This is a genomic window from Rheinheimera metallidurans (assembly GCF_036983985.1).
Lineage (GTDB): Bacteria > Pseudomonadota > Gammaproteobacteria > Enterobacterales > Alteromonadaceae > Alishewanella > Alishewanella metallidurans.
The window spans coordinates 39,362-56,786 of the sequence record NZ_JALAHQ010000006.1 but is presented as its reverse complement, the minus strand read 5'-3'; the positions used below and the strand labels follow the sequence as shown (position 1 = coordinate 56,786).

Genomic DNA, 17,425 nt, shown 5'->3' with positions numbered 1-17,425 from the left:
GTTTTTGCTTTATAGTTATTAATGATAAAGCCTATAGCGGCTTTGAGTAGTGAATAAAAAAAGAAAAATATAGCTATATAATGAAAAATCAATAAGGTGGATCTAAGCACGGTAGTGAAGCTTATTTTTGATACCGTCATCAGATCCCGGATCATAGCTGGCCCGCTGTTAGTCAAAAAACGTAATATTAGAAACATAATCAGAACAGCTGTCAGCATAAAAAACACACCATAGGTTATATCCAAAATGTTGGGTTTCTTCTTGCGTTTGAGCACGGCAAATACGTCACTGAGTAATTCAAAGATTACTGCTTTCTCTCACTAAAAAGTTACTTCGTATAAACAAAGCCAGATCACAGGTTCGTTTTCATAACGAGCCTGTAATTCTTCAACACCAGAAAGGGTATCGATGATTTCTAAGGTTTCGGTTACTATTTTTTTTCAATATTCATAATCGGTTTATCCATTAACTAATGTGCCACTCATAATGACAGATGCTAATGTTGGTGTCGTATTCATAGCGCTGTTCCAGTTCGGAAACATCCATGCTACTAATTACTTCACATATAACTTCATTTTCAATGATTTCATTATTATTCATTTCTTATGTTCCTTTTTATGTTTTATTTTTGATGCTTGCTTGTATTAAATTTGTTAATTTAGTTGGAGCAAGCGATACTTTACATCTTAATGTTAAAGTGTAAATAATTATTTTAACTTTTATTTTCCATAGTTCACCTTTTGGTGAAATATTGCATATAACCTTGAAGTCGCCCATGTGACAGGGCGAGCAACCTTAATCATGAGAACCTGCTTAGAACCGTTATATTTAATGAGATATGGCTTGCAAACTTAGTGCTTTTCACTAAAATATCTTTTGAATCGAAACTTAATCGAAATTTAAGTTCATATGAACAAGCGCAATACTCAGCAACGTCGACATTTAATTGTTAGTCAGCTGCAACAACAAGGCGAGTTGTCGGTTGAGCAGCTAGCAGTGCAGTTTAATACCTCAGAAGTCACTATTCGCAAAGACTTAACCGTACTTGAACAAGCCGGCTTGTTATTACGCCGCTACGGCGGGGCTATGCCGGTGCCACAAGACTTTGTTAGCGACTCTAGTTTAGAGAAGGTTTCGAAGCGAAAGTTAGCTATTGCAAAAGCTGCCGCAGGCTTAATTAAAGATCATTACCGCATTATTATTGATAGTGGCCGCACTACTGCGGCGTTATTGCCTGAACTAGCAACCAAGCGTGGTTTAGTGGTTATGACTAATTCGTTAGCTATTGCCAATGCGCTGCGTGAGTTAGAGAACGAACCCACGTTATTAATGACCGGCGGTACTTGGGATCCGCAGTCTGAAGCGTTTCAAGGTCAACTTGCCGAACAAATGTTGCGTAACTATGATTTTGACCAGTTATTTATTGGTGCTGATGGCATCGATCTTAGTCGCGGCACGACAACGTACAACGAACTGTATAGCTTAAGCCGAGTAATGGCAGAGGTAGCGCGCGAGGTTATTGTCATGCTTGAGTCCGATAAGCTTGGTCGAAAAATTCATAATTTAGAACTGCCTTGGAGCATGGTAAAGGTATTAATTACCGACGAAGGCCTTGCCCCGGAAGACGCAATAAAAATTGAACAGCAAGGTGTAAAGGTGATTCGGGTTCAGGCCTAAGTCACGCGAGCATTTTAAACTTATTAGTAAAATTGGAATTTACTGGAGCAAAATATGTGTGGAATAGTCGGTGCGGTAGCACAGCGAGATGTAGTCGATATTTTGGTAGAAGGCCTACGCCGTTTAGAATACCGCGGTTATGACTCTGCCGGAGTCGCGGTTGTTAATGATAATGGCGAGCTAATTCGGTTACGTCGTTTGGGTAAAGTAAAAGAATTAGCAGATGCGGTGGCTCAGCAGCCTGTTAGCGGTGGTACAGGTATCGCCCATACTCGCTGGGCAACCCATGGTGAACCAAGCGAGCGTAACGCGCATCCACATATCTCTAGCCACATTAGCGTAGTGCACAACGGTATTATTGAGAATCACAGTACGCTGCGCGAAGCATTAAAAGCTAAAGGTTATGTATTTACCTCTGATACCGATACTGAAGTTATTGCGCACTTAGTAGAAGAAGAGCTTAAATCAGCCAGTTCATTACTAGTGGCAGTACAGCGCAGCGTTAAGCAATTGCACGGTGCTTATGGCACTGTATTGTTAGATAAGAATGATGCAAGCCGCTTAGTGGTTGCTCGTTCAGGTAGTCCGTTAGTAATTGGTTTAGGTATTGGCGAAAACTTTATCGCTTCAGATCAATTAGCTTTGCTGCCGGTTACGCGTCGTTTTATGTTTTTAGAGGAAGGCGATGTCGCTGAAATTACTCGCCATAGCGTAAGCATTTTTAATAAAGATGGTGTTGCAGTTGAGCGTGAAGTACATGAGTCTAACGTTAGCTATGATGCTGGTGACAAGGGCCAGTACCGCCACTTTATGCTAAAAGAAATATACGAACAGCCACATGCTATTAATAACACCTTAGAAGGCCGATTAAGCCACGATAGCGTGTTAGATGAAACTTTCGGTAATGGTGCGGCTGAATTATTTAAGCAGGTTAAGCATGTGCAAATTGTAGCCTGTGGCACTAGTTACCACTCAGGTATGGTTGCCCGTTATTGGCTGGAATCCTTAGGTGGTATTTCATGTAACGTTGAAATTGCTTCGGAATTTCGCTATCGCAAATCGTTCGTGCAGCCAAATAGCTTGTTGGTAAGCATTTCGCAATCAGGTGAAACCGCTGATACGTTAGCTGCATTGCGTTTAGCCAAAGATATTGGCTATTTAGGCAGCCTAACCATTTGTAACGTAGCGGGCTCATCGCTGGTGCGTGAATCTGACCTCGCCTTTATGACCCGAGCTGGCGCTGAAATTGGTGTAGCCTCAACCAAAGCCTTTACTACACAGCTAGTGGGCCTTGCTATGTTAACGCTGGCAATTGGTAAATATAACGGTTTAACCGAACAAAAACAGCGCGAGCTGACTGACGCGCTAAAAAGCTTACCAGCAAAATTAGAGCAAACCTTAGCGCTGGCGCCACAAATTGAAGCCTTAGCGGAAGAATTTGCAGACAAGCATCACGCGCTATTTCTCGGTCGTGGCGATCAGTACCCTATCGCCATGGAAGGGGCGTTAAAGCTAAAAGAAATTTCCTATATTCATGCCGAAGCTTATGCCGCTGGTGAGTTAAAGCATGGCCCGCTGGCGCTAATTGATGCACAAATGCCTATTATTGTGGTTGCGCCAAATAATGACTTGCTAGAAAAGCTAAAATCAAACGTAGAAGAAGTACGCGCTCGTGGCGGCATTCTATATGTGTTTGCCGATGCTAATGCCAAGTTCCAGTCTGATTCCACTATGCGGGTAATTAACGTACCGCATGTTTCGGAACTGCTAGCACCTATTGTGTACACCTTGCCTTTGCAGTTATTAAGTTATTATGTTGCCATTATTAAAGGCACCGACGTAGATCAGCCACGTAATTTAGCAAAAAGCGTTACAGTAGAGTAAGTTATTGATTTATATGCTTAAGTTGCTCTCGCCTTGTCAGGGCAACTTAAGTTTCTTATAAAAAGTAGCGTGCATACTACTGTTAATTTTATTGTTTTATTTCGCAAATTGTTACTGTCACTTACCCGCGCTTGTCCCACCTTAATTACATTGCTGCTTTAGCTTTTAGGCGACGTTGTTTTGCATGTTTGCTTAATATAACTCATGCTTTACGCAAGCTTGCGTTAAACAACCAGCCTCGCGAATAAGGAGACACAATGAGCGCTAACGCCGATACTAACCATCGCCCTGATTACGACCAAGTTATTCAAGATATTACTGATTATGTATTAACCTATAACAATTTTAGCGAAGAAGCGCTTGGTACTGCGCGCAATTGTTTAATGGATACTCTAGGTTGTGGCTTACTAGCACTGCGCTTTCCTGAATGTACTAAGCTGCTTGGGCCTATTGTACAAGGTACACAGGTGCCAAATGGCGCTCGCGTGCCGGGAACATCGTTAGTGCTCGACCCGGTAAAAGCCGCGTGGGACATTGGCTGCATTATTCGTTGGCTCGATTACAACGATACGTGGTTAGCGGCGGAATGGGGGCATCCGTCAGACAATTTAGGTGGCATATTGGCGGTGGCTGATTATTTATCGCAAGTTCGGTTAGCCAACGCTGAGCCACCAATGTTGATGCGTGATGTGCTTGAAGCCATGATTTTGGCGCATGAAATTCAAGGCGTTATTGCGCTAGAAAACTCCTTTAATCGTGTCGGTTTATGCCATGTATTATTAGTGCGGGTGGCCTCTACGGCCGTTATTACCAAAATGATGGGCGGTAGCCGGGTACAAATTATGGCGGCCATATCCCAAGCTTGGGTGGATGGCTCTGCCTTGAGAACCTATCGTCACGCACCTAATGCGGGCTCGCGTAAGTCGTGGGCGGCAGGTGATGCTACCTCAAGAGCGGTGCGCTTAGCCGACATATCAATGCGTGGCGAAATGGGCATACCTAGCGTGTTAACTGCGCCTCAGTGGGGTTTTTATGATGTTTTATTCTCTAAAACCAATAAAGACCAAGTAATAAAGTCTGAAGCTGAGCGTAAGTTTGCATTTTCACAAGCTTATGGCTGTTATGTAATGGAAAACATCTTATTTAAAATTTCTTTTCCGGCCGAGTTTCACGCACAAACAGCGGCCGAAGCTGCAGTTATATTGCATCCTCAAGTAAAAAATCGGCTAGCGGATATTAAGAAAATTGTGGTGCATACCCACGAGTCAGCTATTCGTATTATTTCTAAAACCGGGCCGCTGACCAATGCTGCCGACCGCGACCATTGCTTGCAGTATATGATTGCGGTGCCGCTCATTTTTGGCAATCTACTGGCTGAGCATTACGAAGATGACTTTCATACTGCTTGTCCACTTATTGACGAACTGCGTGGCAAAATGGACATTGTTGAAAACAAGCGTTTTACCACAGCGTATTTAGAAGCTGATAAACGCTCTATCGCTAATTCTATTCAGATTTTCTTTAACGATGGCAGTAGCACAGATGAAATAGTGGTTAAATATCCGGTTGGCCATCGGCGCCGTCGTGCAGAAGGTATTCCGCTATTAGAGCAGAAGTTCAAAACGAACTTAGCCACACGTTTTCCACCGCCACAGTGCCAAACTATTTTCACGCTGTGTCAACAGCAAGCCAAACTTGAAGCTATGCCGGTAAACCGGTTTATGGACATGTTTGTTATTGCTTAACTAACCGAAACTAAAGCAAATAGGAGCTATTATGACTAATGATAATGAATACAGCATCGGTAAGTTTACCGCATTAGAAACCGCCATAGCCAATGGCGAAGAGCAGCTAGTAAAACAACTACTAGCCGAGCAGCCGATGCAAGACCTAGAAAAAAGCTACCTTATTGATCTGGCCAAGCTAAGCAATAACCACACTATTATAAAGTTACTAGAAGATGCACCATTGAAGTAGCGCCAAGACGACTTAGCGATAAAAATAGACCGCCGCTATACCTGCCGCAGATTGGCGTTTAGGTGCTACGTTTTAACAGCATTTTTTCTATCTCGCCAATGGCAACTCTAGGTTTAAGTTTTTTCGGGCAAAAGGCAACGCAGTTTAAGATTGCTTTGCAGCGAAAAACGCTAAATGCATCATCTAGTTCAGCTAAGCGTTGTTCAGTACCCTTGTCGCGAGAATCGATAAGAAAGCGATAGGCATTTAATAGCCCTGCTGGGCCGATAAACTTTTCTGGGTTCCACCACCACGACGGGCATTGTGATGAGCAGCATGCGCATAAAATGCATTCGTACAAACCGTCCAATTTTGCGCGTTCTTCTGGTGATTGCAGCCGCTCTTTGCCAAAAGTGGGCTCATCGTTTATTAGATAAGGCTTAATTCGCTCGTATTGTTTAAAAAACTGACTCATATCGACTACTAAATCACGTATTACAGGAATGCCCGGTAATGGACGAATAACGATATCAGCGCCACTACGATTGGGGTGCACAGTTTTGCCCGATGGTAGATAGCCACCCTTAAGTAAAGTCGACACGCTGGTGATGCATGCTAAGCAATTTGACCCGTTAATATTCATGCCGTCTGAGCCACACACGCCTTCACGGCAGCTGCGTCGGTACGCTAATGTTGGGTCTTGCTCTTTTAATTTACCTAATACATCAAGCATCATCATATCGTGGCCGTCTTCAAGCTCAATGTTATAGTCTTGCATGCGCGGTTTTTGGTCTTGCTCTGGTATATAACGGTAAATGCTAACGATCATTGTTTTATCCTCCACTAGTTTAAAAACCAGGGTGGGCGTATTTTATATTGGCATTGGTTATGCCCTAGCGCAGTAATACATTGAGTTGGTCTGCTATTTCTGCCCAGTCTGCGTCTTCATCCAGCATTTTTTTTAAGCAATAAGCCTGCGATTCAGTCCAAAAATCGGCTTCGTGCAGTTTTACACTGTGGTGTAACGGTGAATGTTGAATAACAAAATGCGTAATTTCGCTGCTGCTACCACCTAAACCGAGTTGTTTAAACAGTGCTTCTATAGAATGAACTGGCGCTTCCATCGGTTACTCCTTTAATTATCATCACAAGCTCTAGATTATAGACGCTTAAAATCAGTCCCGCAGTGCTATACCTACAAATGAGCTAGGCAAAATAAAACGGTATGTTTTAAGTAACTAAGCTAGTTGGCAATAAAGATTTGTCGCTTTTTTCCTCATGAGTATTGACGAGTGATTATTAATCATCTACCTTTTTGTAAGCGCTTACATTTTAATGTTGTATTTACATTTAGATATGACGCGTCAGTCAGCAGGTAGCAAAGACTCAGGGGATAATAATAAAAATGAAACGAATTTCAGCGTTAACCGCCGTGCTCATGGCGACAGGCCTAGCAGGCTGTGGTGGCGATGTTGCCACAAAATCAGATTTTACCGCAGTTAACCCTACCGAGCCGGTTAGTGACTGGAAATTGGTATGGAGTGATGAGTTTGATGGAAGCAGCATTGATAAAAATAAATGGGCGCACGAAGTAAACTGTAGCGGTGGTGGCAATAATGAAAAACAATGCTATACCGACAGCGTCGACAACTCTTTTGTGGCTGATGGCAAGCTGCATATTGTGGCTTTACCCGCTGAAGATAGTGCGGTACTGCCCTATACGTCAGCCAGATTAAGCACAAAATACAAGGGTGATTTTAAATATGGTCGCTTTGAAATGCGTGCCAAATTGCCATCTGGTCAGGGAGCATGGCCTGCATTTTGGATGCTACCTACCGATGAAGTGTATGGCGGTTGGCCGAAGTCGGGCGAGATTGATATTTTAGAAGCGGTGAACTTAAAAGCGGTTGATGCTGAAGGTGTGGCTGAGGCTAATGTACATGGCACTTTGCACTACGGTCGTGTTTGGCCAAATAACGCGAGTTCTGGCAAAGGCTATTTGCTACCAGATGGCATTAATCCGGCCGATGATTTTCATACCTATGCCATTGAATGGCAAGAGGGCGAAATACGCTGGTATGTTGATGGCTATTTATATCAAACCCAGATGGCATCAAAGGTACGGTATAACGCTAGTGGCGAAGCTATTGGCCTGAATCATCGTGGCTGGTTTGCTGAGTACTTTGATATAGCCACTGGTGAGCTGGCAACGCAGTGGAATAGTGCACCTTTTGATCAGCGCTTTCACCTACTGCTTAATTTAGCGGTAGGCGGTAACTGGCCTGAAAACGTGAATAACCTAGGTATTGATGCCAACGCTTTTGCCGATAGCCAAACCTTTGCTATTGATTATGTTCGGGTTTACGAGTGTAGCCAAGACTTAGCGAGTGGCAAGGGTTGTGAAACTGTGCGCGCAGGTTATAAAGATGCTGACACTTTGGTAACGGGTTTAGCACCTATTCCCTCTCCGCCATCTAATGGTATAGCGCAAAACCTAACTATTTTTGATGATCAGGCTAACCCAAGTTGGCCAATGTGGGATTGCTGCGCAGGTAGTAATCCAATAGAGGTTACCGACGACGAAGAGCATGGTGTAGCGGCCGAATTTACCGTAAGCGCCACTCCAACGGTATTGGGTTTTTATAATCGTACACCGTTAGGCTCTGGTACAGCATTTGATGCAACGGGAATTGTGAGCGAAGGCATAGTGCAGTTTGATATGAAAGTAATGACTGCGCCGGCTAGCCCAGATGCTAGTTGGTCGTTTAAAATTGAAGCTGCAGGTGGTGATTCGGCAGTAGAGCTGGCCCTGAGTGCTGGTAACGCTGGCGCCGAGCCGGTTACTGGGCAGTGGGCAACTTATACGTTTAGCGTGCAAAGCCTATTTGACGCAGGCCTAGATATTAGCGCTATTGATGTCCTAATGATATTCCCGACGTGGGGCACCGGTGACGGTGCAGTATTCCGCTTAGATAATGTCCGTATTTATAATCCTAATATCGGCTTAACGTTATTCGAAGACAAAGTTAATCCAAATTGGCCGTTGTGGGATTGTTGTGCCGGTTCTGAGCCTAAAGTCGTTATTACCGACGCACCTTATGGCGCAGTGGCACAGTTTGAAATTGCCGGTTCACCAGATACGGTGTTGGGCTTCTTTGCTGCTGATGGTGCGGCTTATGATGCATCCGCATTGCTGGCCGATGGCGCCATTAGTTTTGATCTGCGGGTAGTGTCAGCACCGGCTAACGTCGCCTCTACGTGGGTGTTTAAAATTGAGTCTTCAGCTGGGGCTTCTGCGGTTGAGGTGCCGTTGGCAAGCGGTAATAACGACCAAGCACCGGTTACCGGGCAGTGGGCAAGATACCGCTTTAGCTTACAAAGTCTATTCGACGCTGGTTTAGATATCAGTGACATTAACGTATTAATGATATTTCCGGCCTGGGGCACAGGGCAGGGTGCAGTATATCAACTTGATAACGTTAAAATTTCTAATAACTAATTCAGTGTGACGAGAGTAAAAGATGATGAAACCAACATTATTTAATAAAAGTCAGGTGGCTATAGCCGTATCTGTCGTACTGACCGCCGGTTTGATGCTGCCCGTTCAGGCTCAACAAGTAGAGGCGGAGGCCGAAGCCGAAGCACAAGATATTAATGTCGAAATTATTCAGGTAAAGGGCATTCGTGGCAGTTTAGCACGCTCTATGAATATGAAACGCGAAGGCTCGGGTGTAGTAGATGCGATTTCTGCCGAAGAGATGGGTAAATTTCCAGACACTAATTTAGCCGAATCATTGCAACGTATTACCGGTGTTTCGGTTAGTCGAGTTAATGGTGAGGGCAGCCAAATTACCGTGCGCGGGTTTGGCCCCGCGTTTAACCTAATTACGTTAAATGGCCGGCAAATGCCGGGTACAGGTTATTCGCGCTCGTACAATTTAGAGAACTTATCTGCCGAGGGCGTTAGCGCGTTAGAGGTATATAAAACTGCTCGCGCTGCTAACCCCAGTGGTGGCTTAGGCGCAACCGTAAATATTGTTACTGCCAAACCACTGTCTAACCCGGGTGAGCAAATGTCGTTAATGGCTAAAGCCCTACACGATAGCTCTAACGTAAAAGGTGATAACGTTACGCCAGAGCTGGCGGGTATTTACAGCAATACCTTTGCTGATGACCGCTTTGGTGTGGCGCTGTCGGTGTCGCATCACCGCCGTGATTTCCAAAGCCAGCAAGCAAATATTCAGGGTTGGCAGGTACAAAGCAGTTTGCCTGAGCTTGATCCGTCAATGGTTAAAGATGCCCGCCCAGAAGACGCAGATGGCAAAAAGTTGGGTTATGCGTTTTTTCCTAAAGATATGAACTACGCCATTGAAGATGTGCAGCGCGAGCGCACTAACGGCCAGCTAACATTACAGTTTGCCCCTACCGATAGCGTGGTTTTTACCGCAGATTATACCGCAAGCCGCGCTATTACGGGGTTGCAGGGCATTGGTTGGGGTATTTGGAATGAGTTTGGTAGCAATATTAATGCTTATGAACTCGATGAAAACGGTTCAGCTATCTTTGCCGATATTAGTGGTAATGATGCGTCGTTTACGGCGAATAAAAATACCACCGAAGTAAAAGCCCGCTCAATTGGCTTAAATATGGCATGGCAAATTTCTGAAGACTTTGATTTAAAGCTTGATTATCACGACTCAAATAATAAGACCGATAACGGCGCGGATAAAGGCAGTGGTAATTCGGGCCAAGTTATTTTGGGTTCAGATCAGTTGTTAAGCAAAGTGTATGATTTTCGTAGTGGTGAAGTGCCGCAGGCATTAGTGCGCTGGCGTAACGGCACTAACGAATTACAACCTAATGAAATTGACTCTAATTTTAGCCAGTTTACCCATTCACCTGGCGAGGCTACTATTAAACAGCTGCAGCTGGATGGTAGTTGGCTTAATTCTAGTTTTAACATCCCGCTTGTTAAAGTGAGTGGCGGTGTTGCCCGCACTGAGCAAGAAATGGGCGGCTGGAATGCGTGGAGTGGTTTACGTGGCGGCCCAGGCTTTAGCCCGTCGTTTACGGAAATTTTCCCCGATAGTATGTTTGTAAAAAACAACACCAGCAACTTTCTTGATCAGTTTAAAGGCGGCGGTGATAGCCTGCTAAGTAACTATTATTACACCTATAATTTTGATGAAGCGGTACAGCGACAAACGGCATTTTTAACCGAAGCGGTAATGGGTTCTGATGTTTATGTGCCTAACGCCTATTTTGATGGCATAGATAGCGAAAGTTATGTTGAAGAGGTAACCAATAGCATTTACTTGCAGTCAGATTGGGAGTTTGATATTGCCGGCTTCCCCGTGCAGTTGAATGCCGGTTTGCGCTACGAAGAGACTGATGTTACCAGTACTGTGCGCCAGCGCGTTGAACGCCAAGTAGACTGGGAAAGTGCGTCAGAGTGGATTATGCAATACGAGCAAGGCGGTATTGATAATTTTCTCACGCTAACCGGTAAACATGACGTGTTATTGCCAATGTTTGACGTAAAAGTAGATCTTACTGACGAATTAGTTGGCCGTTTCTCTTGGGGTAAAACCATGGCTCGGGCGCCACTTGGTGCCTTAGCGGGTGGGCGCAGCCTTAGTGGTAGCCCAAAACCGGGTTCACGTAGTGGTGGGCAGGGTAATACCAATTTGCTGCCGTTTGAATCGACCAACCTCGATTTTAGCTTGGAATACTATTACGCGCCCGGTAGTTATGCTGCAGTGGGTTACTTCCATAAAAGCGTCGGCAATTTCATTTCTAATGGCATTACCGATATTACCATTGATGGCTTACACGATATCTTAAACGGCCCGCGTTATTTAAAAGCGGTTGCCGATATTGAAGGCCGTGGTGAGCAAGCCACTAGCAGCGCGGTATTTGAGCAAATGCTGGCGAATGGCGATGGTAATGCTGAAGGTAAAATAGAACCAACCAGTGCCGATCCATTAATTGTGTGGCAAATTAGCCAGCCGCAAAATACTGATAGTAAATCTGTTCAGGGTGTTGAAGTAGCATGGCAGCATCTAATTGGCGAAACGGGCTTTGGTTTTGGTGTTAACGCCACCTTTGTTGACGGTGATGTTAAGTTTGATTCAGCCAGCCTAGTGCAACAATCACCATTAGAGGGCTTAAGCGATTCTGCTAACTTGCAGCTGTTCTATGAAAAAGATGGCCTGTCGGTTAAAGCTACTTATGCTTGGCGTGACAGTTACTTAATTGGTGTCGGTCAGTCGCAGGGCTCGTCAGATGCGCCGCCACAGTTTGCTAAGCAATATGCGCAGTGGGATTTAAGTATTAACTATGATGTTACTGAGCAGCTAACCGTATTTTTTGAGGGTATTAACCTGACTAACGAGACAGAACAGGGGTATGGCCGTTATGAGGCTCAGTTCTTATTCGCTCGGCAATACGGCACGCGCTATGCGTTAGGTGCACGTTACCGTTTCTAATTACATCAATTTAAATATTAAAATGCCCACCTGTTGGGCATTTTTTATTGCTCTAAATCTGTTTTTTTGACAAAAAAACTGCCAGCAAGCTGGCAGCAAAAAGGGTAACAGCCGGAAGAAAAAGTTGCTGCTATTGGCAGCTCAAGCTAGCTGTGCTGGCTTGGTGCGGTACAAGGCGAATATCTGCCAGACTAAGTTGCAATGCGGCATCGGTGCTGATTGCTATAGGGCTAAAAACCTGCGCTAAATCGGTGCCTTGTTTGGCAAAGCAGGTAAGATCAATACTCAGGGTTTGCCACTGTTCATCGGCCATTGCTTGCAGCTGTGGCGCAATATTAACACTCCCATTACAGCTATCGGCGCAGTCCATGCTCAGCAGCACACTATCAGGCACCTTGCCACTGCGTTTTAGCTGTATAACTAAAGCGCTACCCGCCTCTTGGTGCGCGCGTAAATCAGCCGGAAAAGCACTGGTTAGGCTAACTTTAGCCGGACCACTAAAGCGTAAGCGACGTGCATCTTCTTGTACGGTTTTATCAAAGGTGCGCACGGCAATATTGCCTAACTGGGCGACACTGCTATCCATCACCTTAGTCGTGCCGTCGCTGTGTAATATCAGCTGATACGGCGGTTTAACCGCAAGCTCAAATAACACCAGTTCAGCCACACTATTATTGGCAGCTAGCTGCTCATTTAAGTTATTACTAAGGGTGCTGGCATCGCCATAGCGTAGGCCGAAGCCATAGGGTAGTAGTGGCTGATAATCAGTATCGTATCGGTTAACGGTTTGTTGTGGGGTTGCTGGCCAGCTAAAGGATAGCTGGCCGCGGAAATTGGTATGAACGCTGCCATCAGTGTTAGCCATAATAACATCAGCGACACCAGCGCCTTCGCTGCCCGGTAACCAGATGGCAACAAAAGCATCTGATGCGTTCAATTCAGGGTTTACCCATAGCGGCCGGCCACTAATAAATAGCGACACTACTTTAATGCCATCGGCTTTTAGTTGCTGCAGCAGTGCTAAATCAGTTTTATTACCACGCTGATATTCAACATTATCTAAATCGCCATTGCCTTCTGCGTAGGGCTGCTCACCAAATACTACAATAGCTACATCGGGTTTTTCGCGGTAACTGCCATCGCTACTTAGCTCGGTGCTACCTCCTGCAGTGTTAACTGCTTGCGCTATACCCGCATAAATCGAGCTACCGCCAGGAAAGTCGCTATTGGTGTTGCCTGTGCCTTGCCAGCTGATCGTCCAGCCGCCAGATTGCATACCAATATTATCGGCGCCAGCACCAGTAACCAAAATACGCTGTGTTGGTTTTAACGGTAATAAGCCATCATTGTTTTTTAATAACACCAGCGACTGCTGCACCGCTTGGCGTGCAACAGCGCGGTGCTCTGCAGCGCCAATCAACTCTGTTTTTCCTGATAGTGGCCGTTGGGCAGGGCTGGGCTTGTCAAATAAACCAGCGCGTAATTTTACCCGCAAAATACGGCGTACCGCATCGTCAATTCTACTCAGAGGAATATCACCGCGTTCTGCTTGCGCCAGTAAGTTGTGATACAAGGGCTTCCACGCCGGAGTGGGCACCATATAAATATCTAAACCAGCGAGTGCTGCTTCGGCGCAGTTATCGTTAGTGCAGCCTGGTATTTGGCCATGGCCGTTCCAATCGCCAACTACAAAACCATCAAAGCCCATACGGTTTTTTAAAACGTCGGTTAAGAGGTATTTATCGCCATGAATTTTACTACCCTGCCAGCTATTAAACGATGCCATAACGCTTTGTGCGCCCGCTTGTAAGCCGCCAACATAACCTTGGGCATGCAAGCTAAATAGTTGCTGCTCGCTAGCAATATTATCGCCTTGGTCGTCACCATTTACCGTGCCGCCATCACCGATAAAATGTTTTACAGTGCTAATAACGCGCTCTGCGCCAAGAAAATCTTTATCCGCTGCGCCCTGCAGACCGGTAACAATAGCGCCTGCATAGTCGCGCACAATGTCTGGATCTTCTGAGTAGCTTTCATAGGTGCGGCCCCAGCGGTCATCGCGCACTACCGCTACAGTTGGTGCAAATACCCAATCAATGCCTGTTACCATTACTTCGCGTGCGGTAATGCTGGCTATCTGCTCAATCAATGCTGGGTTATGTGCGGCGCCTAAACCAATATTATGCGGAAATAAGGTGGCACCAATGACGTTGTTGTGGCCGTGTACCGCATCGGTGCCCCACATAGTGGGAATGCTGCTGCCGTCTAGACTGGCGTCAACAGAGGCTTGATACATGGCTTCTGCTAAGGCAATCCAGTCGGCCGGAGTTGCGTGTTTATTGTCATTAGGAAAGGCCCCGCCACCATTTAAATAAGAACCAAAACCATACTGACGCATATCCGCAACGCTAATATCTCGAATTTCAGGTTGGATCATCTGGGCAATTTTTTGCGCTAATGTCATCTCAGCTAACAGGCTGCTAATGCGCTGCTCTAATATCGCGTCTTGGCGTACGGGTAATTTTAGCTGTGGCCAAATAGCGGCTGTGTTACCGACATTAGCTGATGATGGCTGCTCAGAGCAGGCGGTTAAGGCAAGCGCGCAGCTGATACTTAAAAGCGACAGTTTTGCATACTTAATCATACTAACTCCTTGATGCCGTAGCCTTTGGTTTACTGCCCACTGCGCCGTAATAAGCAATATAGACATAACATAGTAACGGAATAATAAAGGCTTGTTGCACACTAAGATTATCGGCAAGTGCGGCTTGTGCTAGCGGTAATACTGCACCGCCAACAATGGCTAAACATAAAATACCCGAGCCTTGGCTGGTATGTTGTTTTAAGCCATGAATAGCGAGGCTAAAAATAGTTGGAAACATAATAGAGTTGCACAGACCGACCAGCAAAATAGCCCACATAGCAAAGCTACCGCTGCTATTCATCGTTATAGTTAGTAATAACGTGGCACAGATAGCATTAAATGCTAGTACCTTGCCTGGCGCCAAATACTGCATAACTACAGCGCCAATAAAGCGGCCAGCCATTGCACCGCCAAAATACCAGGCAATATATTGCGATGCTGTTTTAGCCTCTAGGGCGCCAATTTCTGGCTGGCTGATAAAGCTAATTAGAAAACTACCAATTCCTACTTCGGCACCAACGTAAACAAAAATACCCAGTGCACCTAATATCAGGTGGCGATGTTGCCATGCTGAGCCGGTAATTGTAATGCTGCTATCTTTTTTGCCTAGCTTTGGCAGGCGCAAAAAGGCAAAAATAAGCGCCATAAAAATTAGCGCACTGGCCAACAATAAATAGGGTAGTTGTACGGTAGATTCAGTTACTTCGCCGGCAACCGGGGCTTCAGCACCGCCAAAAATAAGCCAAGCACCAAATATAGGCGCTACAGTAGTACCTAAAGAGTTGAATGCTTGGGTCATGGTTAGGCGGCTAGAGGCGGTTTCTGGTTTGCCTAGTACGCTAACGTAGGGGTTAGCCGCTACCTGTAAAATAGTAATGCCCGACGCGAGTACAAATAAAGCTAATAAAAATAACGGATAATAGTGTGCAGCCGCTGCGGGGTAAAATAATAGACAACCTGCACCGGCAATCAATAAGCCGGTAACAATACCTGACTGATAGCCAATACGACTAACCAAGATACCTGCCGGTACCGACACAACAAAATAGGCGCTAAAAAAGCAAAATTGAATAAGTAATGCTTGAGTGTAATTTAGGTCAAATAGCATTTTCAGATAAGGTACTAAAATATCGTTTAAGCAGGTAATAAACCCCCACATAAAAAATAACGACGTTAATGACGTTAGTGCAAACTTATAGTTAATCTGATTTAACGCAGCTTCTGACCTGCCGTCGTTAGTTATTGGTGTGGCCGCCATGGTGTCTCCCCGGTATTTTTTATTTTCGTTGACGTGTGCTTTTTCGCCATCTAGTATTATGTAAGCGCTTTCATTTATAGCATATATCACGCTGTTGGCAATTATTTTATAGCTTGGCAGCCCGCAATAGTTCGACCGGAAGATAGCATAACCGATGAAAATAACTTTAGCCGCAGGCTCTGCACTACTTAAACCTGACTTTGTATTTGGCGTAGCCACGGCTTCGTTTCAAATTGAAGGGGCCGCTGATAGCCGCCTGCCGTGTATATGGGATACCTTTTGTGCCCAACCCGGCCGGATTAAAGATGGTTCTAATGGCTTAGTCGCTTGCGATCATGTGGCGCGTTGGCAAGATGACATAGAATTAATAGCTGGTTTAGGTGTTGATGCGTATCGCTTTTCTATTGCTTGGGGCCGAGTAATTAATGCTGATGGTAGTGTTAATAAAGCCGGTTTACGTTTTTATCAGCAACTGCTTGATAGCTTGCATGCGCGTAATATTAAGGCCTTTGTTACGCTATATCATTGGGATTTACCCCAATATTTACAGGATAATGGCGGCTGGTTAAACCGTGACACTGCCTATAAATTTGCCGAGTATGCTGAGGTAGTAACTCATGCTTTTGCCGATAAGGTTTATTCTTACGCCACGTTAAACGAGCCGTTTTGTAGTGCCTATTTAGGCTATGAAGCAGGCATTCATGCGCCTGGTATACAAAACCGCCAACAAGGGCGTCAGGTGGCACATCATTTATTGTTAGCTCATGGTTTAGCAATGCAGGTGCTACAAAAAAATGCCCCCAATGCGCTTAACGGCATAGTGCTGAACTTTAGCCCCTGCCATGCAGCTAGCAATAGCGCGGCTGATATTAACGCCGCACAAATGGCTGATCAATATCATAATCAGTGGTATATCCAGCCATTAATGGAAGCACGTTATCCTGACTTACTGCAGCAATTACCGGTAGCTGAGCAACCAAAAATACTTGCTGGAGATATGGCGATTATTGCTCAACCACTCGATTTTTTGGGGGTGAATTATTACACCCGCACGGTATATCGCGCTAATAGTAAAGGTTGGTTTAGCGATGTGCCGCCAACAGTGCAGCCGTTAACCGATATGGGCTGGGAAGTTTACCCGCAGGGCTTAAGCGAAATATTACTCGCAATGCATCAACGTTACGCCTTACCGCCGGTGTATATTACGGAGAACGGTGCCGCAATGCCTGACACGTTAATTAATAATCGGGTGCAAGATACGGCTCGGGTCGCTTATTTTCAGCAGCATCTGCAAGCTACAGAAGATGCAATTAATGCCGGTATGCGTATTAACGGTTACTTTGCTTGGAGCCTAATGGATAATTTTGAATGGGCCGAAGGTTATGTTAAGCGCTTTGGTATTGTTTATGTTGATTACGTTACACAGCAGCGCAGGCTAAAAGCTAGCGCGATAGCACTACGCGATTTATTTACGTCGCGTAAAAAATAATAATAAGTATCGCGTTATTACGGGGTTGG

11 protein-coding genes are annotated in these 17,425 nt (G+C 45.1%); 7 read left to right on the top strand and 4 right to left on the bottom strand.

Translation table 11 applies throughout. The features are described 5' to 3' along the window. Nucleotides 1–909 precede the first annotated feature (909 nt). The 4 genes from MN199_RS13670 to MN199_RS13655 all read left to right on the top strand — a co-directional run bounded on the left by MN199_RS13670 (nt 910) and on the right by MN199_RS13655 (nt 5,538). Nucleotides 910–1,677: a DeoR/GlpR family DNA-binding transcription regulator gene (locus tag MN199_RS13670; protein WP_335739813.1), complete on the top strand. Its 768-nt coding sequence runs from the start codon at nt 910–912 to the stop codon at nt 1,675–1,677. Nucleotides 1,678–1,731: 54 nt separating this feature from the next. Further along, nucleotides 1,732–3,561, top strand: a complete 1,830-nt coding sequence (glmS, locus tag MN199_RS13665) for a glutamine--fructose-6-phosphate transaminase (isomerizing) (RefSeq protein WP_335739812.1) — start codon at nt 1,732–1,734, stop codon at nt 3,559–3,561. 257 nt (nt 3,562–3,818) lie between these two features. After that, nucleotides 3,819–5,306: a bifunctional 2-methylcitrate dehydratase/aconitate hydratase gene (locus tag MN199_RS13660; protein ID WP_335739811.1), complete on the top strand. Its 1,488-nt coding sequence runs from the start codon at nt 3,819–3,821 to the stop codon at nt 5,304–5,306. Nucleotides 5,307–5,337: 31 nt separating this feature from the next. Continuing rightward, entirely contained in the window at nt 5,338–5,538 is a 201-nt protein-coding gene (locus tag MN199_RS13655; RefSeq protein ID WP_335739810.1) for a hypothetical protein, read from the top strand. Between the two features lie 58 nt (nt 5,539–5,596). Here MN199_RS13655 and MN199_RS13650 read toward each other — a convergent pair whose 3' ends face one another. Together MN199_RS13650 and MN199_RS13645 are read right to left on the bottom strand one after the other, a co-directional pair. Continuing rightward, nucleotides 5,597–6,346 carry a succinate dehydrogenase iron-sulfur subunit gene (locus MN199_RS13650; protein WP_335739809.1) on the bottom strand — a complete coding sequence of 250 codons (750 nt, stop codon included), beginning with the start codon at nt 6,344–6,346 and terminating at the stop codon, nt 5,597–5,599. 64 nt (nt 6,347–6,410) lie between these two features. Further along, nucleotides 6,411–6,641, bottom strand: a complete 231-nt coding sequence (locus MN199_RS13645; RefSeq protein ID WP_335739808.1) for a DUF2789 domain-containing protein — start codon at nt 6,639–6,641, stop codon at nt 6,411–6,413. Nucleotides 6,642–6,922: 281 nt separating this feature from the next. On the opposite strand from MN199_RS13645, the gene MN199_RS13640 reads away from it, so the two are divergent. Together MN199_RS13640 and MN199_RS13635 are read left to right on the top strand one after the other, a co-directional pair. Continuing rightward, nucleotides 6,923–9,016, top strand: coding sequence for a family 16 glycosylhydrolase (locus MN199_RS13640; RefSeq protein WP_335739807.1), 2,094 nt, complete (start codon nt 6,923–6,925; stop codon nt 9,014–9,016). Nucleotides 9,017–9,038: 22 nt separating this feature from the next. Then, entirely contained in the window at nt 9,039–12,005 is a 2,967-nt protein-coding gene (locus tag MN199_RS13635) for a TonB-dependent receptor (protein WP_335739806.1), read from the top strand. 130 nt (nt 12,006–12,135) lie between these two features. Here MN199_RS13635 and MN199_RS13630 read toward each other — a convergent pair whose 3' ends face one another. Both MN199_RS13630 and MN199_RS13625 read right to left on the bottom strand, forming a co-directional pair. Beyond that, nucleotides 12,136–14,649, bottom strand: coding sequence for a glycoside hydrolase family 3 protein (locus MN199_RS13630; RefSeq protein WP_335739805.1), 2,514 nt, complete (start codon nt 14,647–14,649; stop codon nt 12,136–12,138). Nucleotide 14,650: 1 nt separating this feature from the next. Beyond that, nucleotides 14,651–15,907: a sugar MFS transporter gene (locus tag MN199_RS13625; protein WP_335739804.1), complete on the bottom strand. Its 1,257-nt coding sequence runs from the start codon at nt 15,905–15,907 to the stop codon at nt 14,651–14,653. A 154-nt stretch (nt 15,908–16,061) separates the two neighbouring features. Here MN199_RS13625 and MN199_RS13620 point away from each other — a divergent pair, with 154 nt between their 5' ends. After that, the gene (locus MN199_RS13620) at nt 16,062–17,396 is read left to right on the top strand and encodes a GH1 family beta-glucosidase (protein ID WP_335739803.1); all 1,335 of its coding nucleotides are present in this window, start codon (nt 16,062–16,064) and stop codon (nt 17,394–17,396) included. Nucleotides 17,397–17,425 lie beyond the last annotated feature (29 nt).

Excerpts from the sequence above, each read along its gene's own strand:
- MN199_RS13645 (WP_335739808.1), bottom strand. The coding sequence starts at position 6,641 with ATGGAAGCGCCAGTTCATTCTATAGAAGCACTGTTTAAACAACTCGGT.
- MN199_RS13640 (WP_335739807.1), top strand. The coding sequence starts at position 6,923 with ATGAAACGAATTTCAGCGTTAACCGCCGTGCTCATGGCGACAGGCCTA.
- MN199_RS13620 (WP_335739803.1), top strand. The coding sequence starts at position 16,062 with ATGAAAATAACTTTAGCCGCAGGCTCTGCACTACTTAAACCTGACTTT.
- glmS (WP_335739812.1), top strand. The coding sequence starts at position 1,732 with ATGTGTGGAATAGTCGGTGCGGTAGCACAGCGAGATGTAGTCGATATT.
- MN199_RS13650 (WP_335739809.1), bottom strand. The coding sequence starts at position 6,346 with ATGATCGTTAGCATTTACCGTTATATACCAGAGCAAGACCAAAAACCG.
- MN199_RS13655 (WP_335739810.1), top strand. The coding sequence starts at position 5,338 with ATGACTAATGATAATGAATACAGCATCGGTAAGTTTACCGCATTAGAA.
- MN199_RS13630 (WP_335739805.1), bottom strand. The coding sequence starts at position 14,649 with ATGATTAAGTATGCAAAACTGTCGCTTTTAAGTATCAGCTGCGCGCTT.
- MN199_RS13635 (WP_335739806.1), top strand. The coding sequence starts at position 9,039 with ATGATGAAACCAACATTATTTAATAAAAGTCAGGTGGCTATAGCCGTA.
- MN199_RS13660 (WP_335739811.1), top strand. The coding sequence starts at position 3,819 with ATGAGCGCTAACGCCGATACTAACCATCGCCCTGATTACGACCAAGTT.
- MN199_RS13625 (WP_335739804.1), bottom strand. The coding sequence starts at position 15,907 with ATGGCGGCCACACCAATAACTAACGACGGCAGGTCAGAAGCTGCGTTA.
- MN199_RS13670 (WP_335739813.1), top strand. The coding sequence starts at position 910 with ATGAACAAGCGCAATACTCAGCAACGTCGACATTTAATTGTTAGTCAG.